The organism is Streptomyces sp. SPB162, from assembly GCF_029504575.1.
Lineage (GTDB): Bacteria > Actinomycetota > Actinomycetes > Streptomycetales > Streptomycetaceae > Actinacidiphila.
This window is the reverse complement of sequence record NZ_JAQFII010000001.1, coordinates 5,220,541-5,233,003: the sequence shown is the minus strand read 5'-3', so window position 1 is coordinate 5,233,003 and position 12,463 is coordinate 5,220,541. Positions and strand designations below refer to the sequence as shown.

At 71.0% G+C, this 12,463-nt stretch carries 11 protein-coding genes and 1 pseudogene; 7 read left to right on the top strand and 5 right to left on the bottom strand.

The window, feature by feature from the left end:
* Nucleotides 1-1,050, bottom strand: coding sequence for a MoxR family ATPase (locus M2266_RS24025; protein ID WP_277440048.1), 1,050 nt, complete (start codon nt 1,048-1,050; stop codon nt 1-3).
* Between the two features lie 100 nt (nt 1,051-1,150).
* Nucleotides 1,151-3,175 (bottom strand): trypsin-like peptidase domain-containing protein, encoded by a 2,025-nt coding sequence (locus tag M2266_RS24020; RefSeq protein ID WP_277440047.1) that lies wholly within the window; start codon nt 3,173-3,175, stop codon nt 1,151-1,153.
* A 259-nt stretch (nt 3,176-3,434) separates the two neighbouring features.
* Here M2266_RS24020 and M2266_RS24015 point away from each other — a divergent pair, with 259 nt between their 5' ends.
* The 3 genes from M2266_RS24015 (at nt 3,435) to M2266_RS24005 (ending at nt 5,602) form a co-directional block, all read left to right on the top strand.
* Complete coding sequence (locus M2266_RS24015; protein ID WP_269274433.1) at nt 3,435-3,617, top strand: DUF6104 family protein; 183 nt, start codon at nt 3,435-3,437, stop codon at nt 3,615-3,617.
* 121 nt (nt 3,618-3,738) lie between these two features.
* Nucleotides 3,739-4,620, top strand: a complete 882-nt coding sequence (locus tag M2266_RS24010) for a DUF4097 family beta strand repeat-containing protein (RefSeq protein WP_277440046.1) — start codon at nt 3,739-3,741, stop codon at nt 4,618-4,620.
* Between the two features lies 1 nt (nt 4,621).
* Nucleotides 4,622-5,602: a PadR family transcriptional regulator gene (locus M2266_RS24005; RefSeq protein ID WP_277440045.1), complete on the top strand. Its 981-nt coding sequence runs from the start codon at nt 4,622-4,624 to the stop codon at nt 5,600-5,602.
* A 65-nt stretch (nt 5,603-5,667) separates the two neighbouring features.
* On the opposite strand, the gene M2266_RS24000 is transcribed toward M2266_RS24005, so the two are convergent.
* Complete coding sequence (locus tag M2266_RS24000; protein WP_277440044.1) at nt 5,668-6,633, bottom strand: zinc-binding dehydrogenase; 966 nt, start codon at nt 6,631-6,633, stop codon at nt 5,668-5,670.
* A gap of 281 nt (nt 6,634-6,914) precedes the next feature.
* Complete coding sequence (locus M2266_RS23995; protein ID WP_277440043.1) at nt 6,915-8,111, bottom strand: NADP-dependent malic enzyme; 1,197 nt, start codon at nt 8,109-8,111, stop codon at nt 6,915-6,917.
* A 503-nt stretch (nt 8,112-8,614) separates the two neighbouring features.
* On the opposite strand from M2266_RS23995, the gene M2266_RS23990 reads away from it, so the two are divergent.
* The 4 genes and pseudogenes from M2266_RS23990 (at nt 8,615) to M2266_RS23975 (ending at nt 12,129) form a co-directional block, all read left to right on the top strand.
* The gene (locus M2266_RS23990; RefSeq protein WP_277440042.1) at nt 8,615-9,571 is read left to right on the top strand and encodes an ABC transporter substrate-binding protein; all 957 of its coding nucleotides are present in this window, start codon (nt 8,615-8,617) and stop codon (nt 9,569-9,571) included.
* 30 nt (nt 9,572-9,601) lie between these two features.
* A complete protein-coding gene (locus M2266_RS23985) occupies nt 9,602-10,558 on the top strand; it encodes an amino acid ABC transporter permease (protein ID WP_277440041.1) in 957 nt (318 codons plus the stop codon).
* A pseudogene (locus M2266_RS23980) lies at nt 10,555-11,323 on the top strand (amino acid ABC transporter ATP-binding protein). The gene M2266_RS23985 and the pseudogene M2266_RS23980 overlap by 4 nt, the downstream one beginning before the upstream one ends.
* Nucleotides 11,324-11,499: 176 nt before the next feature.
* Nucleotides 11,500-12,129 (top strand): CGNR zinc finger domain-containing protein, encoded by a 630-nt coding sequence (locus M2266_RS23975; protein WP_277440040.1) that lies wholly within the window; start codon nt 11,500-11,502, stop codon nt 12,127-12,129.
* Here M2266_RS23975 and sodX read toward each other — a convergent pair.
* On the bottom strand, nt 12,033-12,455 hold the full coding sequence (gene sodX, locus M2266_RS23970) for a nickel-type superoxide dismutase maturation protease (protein ID WP_277440039.1): 423 nt from the start codon (nt 12,453-12,455) through the stop codon (nt 12,033-12,035). The two genes, M2266_RS23975 and sodX, sit on opposite strands and share 97 nt — an antisense overlap.
* Between the last annotated feature and the right edge of the window lie 8 nt (nt 12,456-12,463).

Below are 12,463 nucleotides of genomic sequence, written 5' to 3'. Positions count from 1 at the left end.
TCACCTCGGCCTGTCGAGTCGCTGGATGAGCATGTCGGCGAGCCGGTCGCGGGACGGCGGCGCGGCGTGGTGCGTGAGGTAGATCGCGTTCAGCAGCTGGTCGGCGGCGAGGAGTTCGCTGCGCGAGCGCTCCAGGAACCGGGTGATCAGGTCGTCGCCGATCCTGGCCGCCTCGGTTCCCAGGTGCGCCCTGACCACGGTGGCCAGCCGCTTGTGGTCGGGCTGCCCCAGCTCCAGGTGGATGCAGCGGCGCAGCAGCGGCGCCGGGAAGTCCCGTTCGCCGTTACTCGTCAGGACCACGAACGGGAAGGCCCGGCAGCGGACCCGGCCGTCCTCGACCGTCACCTTCGTACTGTCGTCGGTGAGCACCTCGACCCGCGGTTCGCGCTCCGCGAGCCGTTCGAGCTCGGGGATGGCGAACTCGCCCTCCTCCAGCACGTTCAGCAGGTCATTGGGAAGGTCGATATCGCTTTTATCCAATTCGTCCACGAGCAGGACGCGCGGCCGCGCCGTCGGCAGCAGCGCCGTGCCGAGCGGCCCCAGCCGGATGTAGCTGCCGATGCCGCCCGGCGTCTGGGCCCGGCTGCTCGCCGCGATCTGGGTGTCCTGGAGCCGGGCGATGGCGTCATAGCGGTAGAGGCCGTCCTGCAGCGTGGTGCGGCTGACGATGGGCCAGCGAAGCACCCGGCCGAGACCGAGTTCGTACGCGACGGCATGCGCCAGCGTGCTCTTGCCCGTGCCGGGACTGCCGGTGACCAGCAACGGACGGCGCAGGTACAGCGCGGCGTTGACGATCTCCAGCTCCTCCGGACTCGGCCGGTGCAGCTGCGCCATGTGCCGGTACGCGCCGAGGCGGCGGGTCGAGGCGCTGTCCGTGCCGGGGCCGGGCTCCACGAGGGGGCCGCCGTCGAAGTCCCGCCAGGGCGGCGGGTCGGGCAGCGCGCTGATCCCGTCGTGCGGCTCCCCCGCGCCCCGGTAGATGAGCCACTCGTTCTCTTCGATGCCGTCGGACCCGGCAGCGGCGTCGGACCGCGGGTTGATGTCAGGCACTATGTGCTCCTCGTCGCTCGTACGTCGATGGCAGGAGCGCAGACCACGTGTCGACCGTCCCACGGAGTGGGGGCGGAGCATAAGGGGTGTGTTCGGCCGGTCATGGCGTCTCCAGCGGCTGATCGGTGCCGGGCAGCGGTCGGGTGGGGTCGTCGAACAGCAGGATCAGATCTTGCGAGATATAGGCTTCCGGCTCGCGTCGTGCCAGGTCGGCCCGGAGTCTGCGCACCGCCTCCGGAAGCCGGTCCGCCTGCCCCGCGTCCGCGACCGTGCGCTCCACCCCCCGGTGGAAATCGGAGCACACCCGGTCCCGACCAGCGCGTTCACGTCGCCACAGCACCACCCCGTAGCCGGCGCCGGTCACCCTGCGCAGGGCCGCGGGCCCGTCCTCGGCCTCGGAGGCGCGGCACAGGATCGGCACCGAGTACAGCCCGCGGAAGCGCAGTTCGGCGTCGACGGGCACCGGCACCGGCGTCCCCTGGTCGCAGTCCAGGACCACCGGCTCCATCGGTCCCGCCTGCACCCGCTTCCAGCGGGCCCGTCGCAGTGCCGCGTCCTCGCCGACCTCGTCCGGGTCGTAGTCCGGGTCGGCCGGGCGTACGACGACCGGGCGCAGCTCACCCAGCGACGGCCCGTCCGGCCGGGTGCGCCAGGTCTCCACCGGCAGTTCGAGCAGCGCCCTGACCACCGCCACCTGCAGGACCGCGGGGCGGTCCGGCTCGTCGCAGCGCCGGAAGGCCTCGGCGAGCGGCGCGCTCAGCCGCTGCGGCAGCTCGCCCAGCCGCGTGCCGTCGGCGCCCTCGGCCACCGGCCGGACGTCGCCCGCCGCGTCCACGATGGCAATCCGCCAGTCGTAGCTGTCCCGTTCCCAGCCGCGGCGGTCGATCTCCAGCAGCACCGAGGAGGCGGGCGCCGCCTCGCCGGGCGGCGGATCGTCGGGGCCCGCCGCAACCCGTACTCCGGACGGGCCGGGGTCCATCCGGCGGGCGTTGACCCGGGAGAGCCACTCGCGGCCCAGGTCGTTGCGGAAGCCTCGCGACAGGTCCCGCTCCCGCGCGGCGACGGCCGCCGCCCAGTTCCACAGCCTGCGCTCGGCGCCGTGCGCCGCCTCGTACGGCCGCTCCGCCGTCGCCACGCGCACGCAGTAGCGCAGGATCGTCTCCAACTCGCTCTGGCCGCGCCGCAGGTCGTAGAGGAGCCCGAGCCCGTCCCGCCAGGACCGCGGGGCGAGCGGCAGGTTCTCGCAGGGCTGGCCGCGCAGCTCGTCCACGGCCGCCAGCAGGCTCGAGGTGCTGACCGGCGGCGGGAGTTCGGCGAGCAGCCCGAGCAGCTCGGTGCGCATGCCGGGCGACAGGGCGCGCCCGGCGGTGGCTCCCAGCAGGTTGTGGGCGTCGGTCCAGGTGGTGCGGTTGGTGTCGGCGAGCCGGTGGCGGTCGGCGTGGTGCCGGTCGTGGCCGTGGACCACGCGCTGGAAGAGGTCGTCGGACTCGGCCCTGGCCGGCAGCTGCGGGAGCGGCAGTCCGCGCAACTGCAGGACGGAAATGGCCAGTCCGCCGTCCTGGCCGCCGCGGCGGGCCTTGAGCACGCCGATCACCTCGCCGCGCGCGAGGTCGACCACCGGGCCGCCGGAAGCGCCCGACGGGATCTCGTCCTCGTTGCCGAGTCGGAGCTTGCCGTCCCTGCCCAGTTCGCCGCGGATCGTGCACCGGCCGCTGACGTCCTCGACCTCGCCGTCCACCTCCATGCAGCCGAAGAAGGCCACTTCCTTGCGGGTGAACACCTTGGAGGTGCGCTCGGTGAGCCAGACGCACGCGTGCGGCGCCGGGTCCAGCAGCCGGATCAGCGCCAGGTCGGGCGCGGGCCACAGCCCGGAGCCCGGGTTCTCCCGCGGCTCGGCCCACTCGACGCGGCCGCGCACCGTACGCCCGTCGAAGGTGAGACCGACCTCCCGTCCGCCGTCAGCCACCGCGCCTCCCTCGCCCCGGAGCGCCACATGGGCGCAGGTGAGCACCCAGTTGGGGGCGACGAAGAAACCGCTGCCCCACGGGCGGACGGCGACGTCCCCGGCGGACGGACCGCCGGACCCGTCCGGGGCATACCCGGGCGGCGGCGCGTGAACACGCACGGTGGAGGCTCTCACCAGGGGCGCCAGGGTCTCGAAAGGATCCGAGTCCTCGCCCTGTGCGTCCTGTGCGCCCCCATACCCCCCTGTCACGCCGCGTCACCCCCCGTTCGGCCGGCCGTGACGAAAGGCTAGCGGCCTGCGAGGACCCGCGCGAGGGAGTGGGGGAATGCTGCCTATCCTTGCCTGGAATGTCCCACCGTCCCTGTGTCGCGGTGTCCGTGCGCACCGGTGACCACTGCTTGGAGCTATGGAGCATCCCGTGTACTTCACCGATCGCGGTATCGAGGAGCTGGAGAGCCGGCGCGGCGAGGAGGAGGTCTCCTTCGAGTGGCTGGCCTCCCGGCTGCGGGAGTTCGTCGACCTCAACCCCGACTTCGAGATCCCTGTGGAGCGGCTGGCCACCTGGCTGGCCCGGCTGGACGACGAGGACGACGAGGAGTGACTCGCGGGCGGCTCGACACCTCGGAACGGGCCGCTTGACTTCTCCAGTACGCGATATATCGTGTCTATCACTTAGACGCGATATGTTGCGTTGCCTGCCGTACCACCGAGGAGGGGTCGACATGAGCGGCACGTCGGAATGGACCGTCACCGAACCACAGAAGCTCGTCTTCGACGCACCCGTCGACACGGTGCGCGTGCGCATCGTCGGCGGGGCGGTGAACGTCGTCGGTGTCGAGGAGGGGCCGGCCCGGCTGGAGGTCGGCGAGCTCAACGGACCGCCGCTGCTGGTCAGCCTCCACGACGGGGTGCTCACGGTCGGCTACGACGACCTGCCCTGGAAGGGCTTCCTGAAGTGGCTCGGCGGCAAGGGCTGGGAGCGGCACGCGGTCGTCTCCCTCGCCGTCCCGCAGCGCACCCGCGCCGAGGTCGGGGTGGTCGGCGCCAGCGCGGTGATCTCCGGTCTCTCCGAACCCATCCAGGTGCGCGGGGTCAACGGGGACGTCACGCTGGTCGGCGCGGCCGGCGCGGTCAGCGCCAACACCGTCTCGGGCAACGTCGAGGCCCAGGCGGTCTCCGGCGACCTGCAGGTCAGCACCGTCTCCGGCGACCTGACCGTCGTCGAGGGCGGCAGCGCCCGCATCAAGGCGGAATCCGTCAGCGGCAACATGGTGCTCGATCTGGCCCCGGCGGAGACGCCCCCGGGCGCCGACGTCCGCCTGAACACCGTCTCCGGCGAGATCGCCGTCCGCATCCCCGATCCCGCGAACGCCGACGTCGACGCCAACACCGCGAGCGGCGCCGTCTCCTGCGCCTTCGAGGACCTGCGGGTCAGCGGCCAGTGGGGCGCCAAGCGCATCACCGGACGGATCGGCACCGGTGGCGCGCACCTGAAGGCCACCACCGTCTCCGGCGCCATCGCCCTGCTGCGCCGCCCACCTGTCGACGACGAGCCGGTAGGCGCGTCGGCCGACGGGACCCCCTCGTTCCGGAAGGACATCTGACATGGCCCCCGTCTTCGCCCACGGCCGGCTGCGGCTGTACCTCCTCAAGCTCCTGGACGAGGCCCCGCGCCACGGCTACGAAGTCATCCGGCTGCTGGAGGAGCGCTTCCACGGCCTCTACGCCCCCTCCGCCGGCACCGTCTACCCGCGGCTGGCCAAGCTGGAGAAGGAGGGCCTGGTCACCCACAGCACCGAGGGCGGCCGCAAGGTCTACTCCATCTCCGACGGCGGCCGCGCCGAGCTGGCCGCCAGGGCCGACGAGATCGCCGATCTGGAGAACGAGATCCGCGAGTCCGTCTCGACGCTGGCCGCCGAGATCCGCGAGGACGTCCGCGGCGCCGCCGGCGACCTGCGCCGCGAGATCCGGGCCGCGGCGCAGCAGGCCCGCAGCAGCGCTCCCTCGGGCAACGGATCCGGCACCGACTTCCGCGCGATGAAGCAGGAGTGGAAGGACCAGGCCCGTCGCGCCAAGGAGGAGAGCCGCCGCGCCAAGGAGGACGCGCGCACCGCCCGCCTCCAGGCCAAGGAGGCCCAGGAGTTCGCCCGCGTCGAGGTGCAGCGGATCGCCAAGCAGGTCCAGGAGCAGGTGCAGTCCCACGTCCGCGAGGGCGACTGGCAGGGCGGCCTCAAGGAGGGCCTCGCCGAACTCAACCGCGAACTGGGCGCGCTGGGCCGGGCCACCGGCCACGTCTCGGCCTCCTGGCCCGGTCATGCCAGGAAGGAGCCGGGCGCTCCCACCGACGCGGACGCCGAGTCGGCCGAGGTGCCGGCGGACGCACCCGACTGGGCCAGGGAGAACGCGTCCGAGGACGTCGCCGACCCGGGCCGCGAGCTGGAGCGCCTCCTGGACCGCTTTCGCGACGACATCCGTGACGCCGCTCGCGACCGGGGCGTGGACGCCGGTCAGCTGCGCGAGTCGCGGCGCCACCTGTCGACGGCGGCGGCCCGGATCGCCGCCGTGCTGCGCGGTCGCACGGACTGACGCGGGGACGAACGAGCGCGGGGGTGCGGGTTCCGGGGGACGGAACCCGCACCCCCGCCGGCTGCTCAGCCCGTCGTCAGCACGATCTTGCCGAACAGATCGCCGCCCGCCATCTTCTCGAAGCCCTCACGGGCCCGTTCGAGCGGCAGCACCGAGTCGATCACCGGCCGGACTCCGGTGGCCGCGCAGAAGCTGAGCAGATCCTCCAGCTCGTCCTTGGTGCCCATCGTGGAGCCGACGACCTTCAGCTCCAGGAAGAAGATCCGGGTGAGTTCGGCGGCCGGCGGGTTGGAACCGCTCGTGGCGCCCGAGATCACCAGCGTGCCGCCGGGCCGCAGCGACTTCACCGAGTGCGACCAGGTCGCGGCGCCCACCGTCTCGATCACCGCGTCGACCCGCCGCGGCAGCCGTGCGCCCGGCTCGAAGGCCGCCTCCGCGCCCAGCTCCACCGCGCGCTCGCGCTTGGCCTCGTCCCGGCTCGTCGCGAACACCCGCAGCCCCGCGGCCTTCGCCAGCACGATCGCCGCCGTCGCGACGCCGCCGCCCGCGCCCTGCACCAGGATGGAATCGCCCGGCCGCACGCCCGCGTTGGTGAAGAGCATCCGGTACGCGGTCAGCCACGCGGTCGGCAGGCAGGCCGCCTCCTCGAAGGAGAGCTCCGGCGGCTTGCGCAGCACGTTCCAGGCCGGCACCGACACCCGCTCGGCGAACGTCCCCTGGTACCGCTCGGTGAGGATGGAGCGCGGCTCGTCAGGACCGACGCCGTGTCCGGACTGGCCGATGACGGAGTGCAGCACGACCTCGTCGCCGTTCTCGTCGACGCCCGCCGCGTCGCAGCCGAGGATCATCGGCAACCGCTCCTGGCCGAGTCCCACCCCGCGCAGCGACCACAGGTCGTGGTGGTTGAGCGACGCGGCCTTCACCGTGATCGTCGTCCACCCCTCCCGGCGCTCCGGCTCGGGGCGCTCCCCCAGCTCCAGGCCGTTCAGCGGCTGGTCACGGTCGATACGTGCGGCATAGGCAGCGAACATGCAGCAGAAACTATCGGCGCGATCCACGTCCGGTGAAGGGCCCGCCGCACGAAGCGACATACGTCACCCCTGATCCACCGGCCCGGCCCCGCAACCCGGCGGACCTCCCGGCGCACCGACACAGTGACGGGCTGTCCCCCGGACGGGGGCGAGGGTGGGGACGACATGACGCAGGAGGCCGGTGCCGGCCCGCCGTCCGCGCACCGGTGACGGCGGGCCGGCACCCCGTGGGTGCCGGCCCGCCGTCATTCCCTGTTCTGCGACGGTCCGCCCGGAGGCGGTCAGCGGCGGGCGACGCCTTCGGCCCGGGCGGCGGCGGCGACCGCGGCGGTGACGGCCGGGGCGACCCGTGCGTCGAAGGGCGACGGGATGACGTGGTCCGCGCTGAGCTCGTCGGCGATGACGGCGGCCAGCGCCTCGGCGGCGGCGATCTTCATGCCCTCGGTGATGCGCGAAGCGCGCACTTGGAGGGCGCCGGCGAAGATGCCGGGGAACGCCAGGACGTTGTTGATCTGGTTCGGGAAGTCGCTGCGGCCGGTGGCGACGACCGCCGCGTACTTGTGCGCGACGTCCGGGTGGATCTCCGGCGTCGGGTTGGCCATCGCGAAGATGAAGGCGCCCTTGGCCATGGTGGCCACCGCCTCCTCGCGCACGGTCCCGCCGGAGACGCCGATGAAGACGTCGGCCCCCTCCAGGGCGGTCTCCAGCGAACCGGAAAGACCAGCCTTATTGGTGTACGAGGCCAGCTCGCGCTTGACGGAGTTCAGATCGTCACGGCCGGCGTGCACGATCCCCTTGCGGTCGGTGACGGCGACATCGCCGATGCCCGCCTCGACGAGGATCTTGGCGATCGCGACCCCGGCCGCTCCCGCGCCCGAGATCACCGCGCGCAGCTGCCCCAGCGACCGGTCGGTGAGCTTGGCGGCGTTGCGCAGCGCGGCGAGCGTCACGACGGCGGTGCCGTGCTGGTCATCGTGGAAGACCGGGATGTCCAGGCGCTCCTGCAGCCTCCGCTCGATCTCGAAGCAGCGGGGGGCGGAGATGTCCTCCAGGTTGACGCCGCCGAAGGACGGGGCCATCCGCACCACGGTCTCGATGATCTCGTCGACGTCCGTGCAGGCCAGCGCGATGGGGACCGCGTCGACCCCGCCGAACTGCTTGAAGAGGATGGCTTTGCCCTCCATGACCGGCAGGGAGGCCTCCGGGCCGATGTCACCGAGTCCGAGCACCGCGGTGCCGTCCGTGACCACGGCCACGACGTTGGACTTCCAGGTGTAGTCGTTCACCAGATCGGGCTGCTCGGCAATGGCCGTGCAGACCTTCGCGACACCCGGCGTGTAGGCGAGGGACAGATCGTCCGCGTCGCGCACCGGCACGGTCGCGGTCACCTCCATCTTTCCGCCGCGGTGCAGGGCGAAGACCGGATCGATGGGAAATTCATCCGTATCGGTCCGAGGATTGACGATCTCCGCTGCCACAATTGACCCCTTTGTCTGATTTGGTGTCGAGGGTACTACCTCCAGAAACGGAGATAGGCGGGCTCGGCATCGGTACACCCAGGCACTTGAGTGGTCCTGAAGGCACCGGCGCCAGGCATGCCGCACGCATGCCGTGGGCCCCGGGATGAGGGGTAAGGATCCGTTCTACCGGAAGACCGATTCCGCTGACGAGCCCATTCGGTTCCATGAACAGGGAGCGAATCGGATATCACGGCAGACAGCGCGGCAAAAAGCCCGAATAGGGTGAAACCGCGGATACTGTGTGCGACTGGTCGGCGTGGCCCCACCGCGGTCCGGCCTTGGTGTGCCGGCCCGGTGAGAGCCCGGGGATCGCCCGTTATCCGATTTTGACACAACTGGACCACTGTCTGGGTCTGTCCGGATGGCAAGATGCGCACATCACACCGGGTGGCGACACTCGAACAGGGGTCTCCACCCACCGGCTTCCCCACTCCGCCCACATTCCGCAGGAGGAACCAGCAATGACCGCACGCACCACACTTCGCACGACCGCCACCTCTCGGATCACAGCGGTCGGCGCGATCGCGGTCGCGGGCACCCTGCTGCTCAGCGGCTGTGGCGACCAGACCAAGAAGGACAGCGGCCCCGACACCTCGTCGAAGTCGAACAGTGCTCCGCTCTTCAACAAACTGCCCAAGGCGATCCAGGACGCCGGCGTCATCCAGGTCGGCACCGACGCCACGTACGCGCCGATGGAGCTGAAGCAGAGCGGCACCATCGTCGGCGTCGACCCCGACGTGGCCGCCGCGCTCGGCAAGCAGCTCGGCGTGACGTTCAAGTTCACCAGCGGCACCTTCGACGGCCTCCTCGCCGCGATGCAGACCGGCCGCTACAACCTCGTCATGTCCTCCGTGAGCGACACCAAGGCCCGCCAGGAGGGCCTGGACGACAAGGGGCAGAAGACCGGTAAGGGCGTCGACTTCGTCGACTACTTCACCGCGAGCACCGGCATCCTGGTCAAGAAGGGCAACCCGGAGCACATCACCTCCGTGGACGACCTGTGCGGCAAGAAGCTCGCCGTCCAGCGCGGTACGACCTTCGAGGCGGCCGCCAAGGACCTGTCCAAGAAGTGCACGACCGGCGGCAAGTCGGCGCTCTCCATCGAGTCCTTCCCGACCGACGCCGAGGCCCAGACCCGCGTCAAGGCCGGCGGCGCCGTCGCCGACCTCAACGACTCCCCGGTCGCCGCGTACATCGCCAAGACCGCGGGCGGCGGCAACGACTTCGAGTCCGTGGCCAACAAGTCCGACGCCGGGCCGTTCGGCATCGCCGTGGACAAGAGCAACACGCAGCTGCGTGACGCGATCAAGCTGGCGATGGACGCGATCATCGCCGACGGCAGCTACAAGGCAGCCCTCGACAAGTGGGGCGCCGGCGACGGCGCGATCACCAAGGCCGCGATCAACGGCGGATCCTGACCCCACGCGCTTCACTGAAGGGCAGTCACCGTGACTGACAAATTTGAGAAGGAACCCGCCGACACTCCGCCGAGCGGGTCGGCCGGGACCGCCACCGCGGTCCCGGCGGAAGCCATCCGGGCGATCCCCGTACGGCACTACGGGCGCTGGGTGAGCGCTGTCGTGGTCGTGGTCGTGCTGGCCGCGCTCATGTACTCGTTCTCCCAGGGCGACGTGCGCTGGGCGACCGTGCCGGAGAAGCTGTTCGACCACTCCATCCTGACCGGCCTGTGGCACACCATCCTCATCAGCGTCCTGTCGATGCTGATGGGTCTGCTGCTCGGCGTGCTCTTCGCCGTCATGAGGCTCTCCAAGAACCCGGTGACGGGCGGTGTCGCCTGGCTCTACATCTGGTTCTTCCGCGGCACCCCGGTCTATGTGCAGCTGCTCATCTGGTTCAACCTGGCGCTGATCTTCCCGGTCCTGAACCTCGGACCGATCTACAAGAACAACATGGTCGACGTGATGACCCCGTTCGTGGCCGCCCTGCTGGGGCTCGGTCTGAACGAGGGCGCCTACATGGCCGAGATCGTGCGCGCCGGCATCCAGTCGGTCGACGAGGGCCAGACCGAGGCGTCGCACGCGCTGGGCATGAAGCAGGGCCAGACCATGCGCCGTGTGGTGCTGCCGCAGGCGATGCGCGTGATCATCCCGCCGAGCGGCAACGAGTTCATCAACATGCTCAAGACGTCCTCGCTGGTCGTCGCGGTCCAGTACCAGGACCTGCTGCGCAGCGCGCAGGACATCGCCGCGAGCTCCTTCGCGACCATGGAGATGTTCTTCGTCGCGTCCATCTGGTACCTCGCCCTGACCAGCGTGTTCAGCGTCTTCCAGTACTACCTGGAGCGCCGCTTCGCCCGGGGCTCGCTGCGCAGTCTGCCGCTCACCCCGTGGCAGAAGATCAAGGCGAACCTCACCACGTTCCGGCGCCCGGAGGTGACCCGATGACCGCTCAGCCCATGGTCAAGGCCGAGGCCGTCCACAAGTCCTTCGGCCTGGCGCACATCCTCAAGGGGATCGAGCTGGAGGTCGCGCCGCGCGAGGTGTTCTGCCTCGTCGGCCCGTCCGGCTCGGGCAAGTCCACCTTCCTGCGGTGCATCAACCACCTGGAGCAGATCAACGCCGGCCGGCTGTGGGTCGACGGCGAGCTGGTCGGCTACCGGCAGAAGGGCGACAAGCTCTACGAGCTGAAGGACAGCGAGGTCGCGGCCAAGCGGCGGGACATCGGCATGGTGTTCCAGCGCTTCAACCTCTTCCCGCACATGACGGCGATCGAGAACGTCATGGAAGCCCCCATGCAGGTCAAGGGCGAGACGAAGGCGACGGCCCGGGCCCGCGCGGAACGGCTGCTGGACCGGGTCGGCCTCGCCGACAAGGCGGCCAACTACCCGTCGCAGCTGTCCGGCGGGCAGCAGCAGCGAGTGGCCATCGCCCGAGCGCTGGCGATGGAGCCGAAGCTGATGCTCTTCGACGAGCCGACCTCCGCTCTCGACCCGGAGCTCGTCGGCGACGTCCTCGACGTCATGCGCGGTCTCGCCGAGGACGGCATGACGATGATCGTCGTCACCCATGAGATGGGCTTCGCCCGCGAGGTGGGCGACGCGCGTGGTCTTCATGGACGACGGCATCGTCGTCGAGGCGGGGAGTCCCCGTGACGTCCTGAACAACCCGCAGCACGACCGCACCAAGGCGTTCCTGTCCAAGGTGCTGTGACCCGAAGGGACGAGGCCGGACGGCCGGGCGAGGAGCCCGCCCGTCCGGCCTCGGCCTGTCCGGGGCACACACCGGTGGCACCCTCGGCGTACCGTCCTCGCCGGCCGCCGATCCGTAATAGCCTGATAGCCACCTCGGTCATTACTGAGCCAAGAACGCACGGGTAAGGATCACACGTGGAACTGGCCTACTACTCGGAGTACGCCGTGCGCCTGGTGAACAGCGAGGAGCCGGAACGCGGGACGGACGACCTCAGCGGGGTCGACGCCGTCCGGGCGCTCTTCGGCACCAGCACCCAGGCCGCCGCGCGCAGCACCGACGCCGACGTGCCCCGGTTGCGCGCCGTGCGGACCCGGCTGCGGGGGGTCTTCGAGGCCGCCGACGAGGGTGACGAGGTACGCGCCGTGGACCTGCTCAACGCGCTGCTGCTGGAGTTCCCCGTCAGTCCGCAGATCTCCGGGCACGAACACCTCGACGAGACCGGCCGGCCCGACTGGCACATGCACCTCGCCGACCACGCCGCGACCGCCACCGCCGGATACGCCGCCACCGCCTGCATGGGGCTGGCCTTCCAGCTGACCGAACTCGGCGTGGACCGGCTCGGTATCTGCGAGGCCGTCCCCTGCCGCAACGCCTATGTCGACACATCGACCAACCGGTCCCGGCGCTACTGCTCCGACCGCTGCGCGACCCGCGCGAACGTCGCGGCCTACCGCGCCCGCAAGCGTCTGGAGAACGAACGGTCCGCGCTCAGCGGCCGCACGCAGGACGCCGCCCACGACAGCACCCCGGTCACCGACCTCTGAAGCTCCCTCGGCGGCCGGAACCGCACCAGGGCCCGGGCGAGCACCAACTCGTCCGGCACCGTGCCGAACACACTGCTGTCCGCGACCGACCCGAAGGGGTTGTCGGCCAGCACCCACCAGCCGCCCTCGCGGCGCTCGACCGCCCGCTTCACGATGAGCAGATCCTGCTGCAACGGGTGCCGCAGGACCACGACGTCACCCTCTCGGACGTCGGCCGGACCGCTGACGTCCCGCACGAACAGCCGATCGCCCTCGTACAGCGTCGGGACCATCGAAGGACCGGTCACCTCGACCGCGTAGCCCCGCCGGACTCGCCGCTCCCGCATGCTGTACC

Coding starts and splice junctions, on each gene's coding strand:
- M2266_RS24010 (WP_277440046.1), top strand. CDS start 3,739: ATGAGCGGCACGTCGGAATGGACCGTCACCGAACCACAGAAGCTCGTC.
- M2266_RS24005 (WP_277440045.1), top strand. CDS start 4,622: ATGGCCCCCGTCTTCGCCCACGGCCGGCTGCGGCTGTACCTCCTCAAG.
- M2266_RS24000 (WP_277440044.1), bottom strand. CDS start 6,633: ATGTTCGCTGCCTATGCCGCACGTATCGACCGTGACCAGCCGCTGAAC.
- M2266_RS23990 (WP_277440042.1), top strand. CDS start 8,615: ATGACCGCACGCACCACACTTCGCACGACCGCCACCTCTCGGATCACA.
- sodX (WP_277440039.1), bottom strand. CDS start 12,455: ATGCGGGAGCGGCGAGTCCGGCGGGGCTACGCGGTCGAGGTGACCGGT.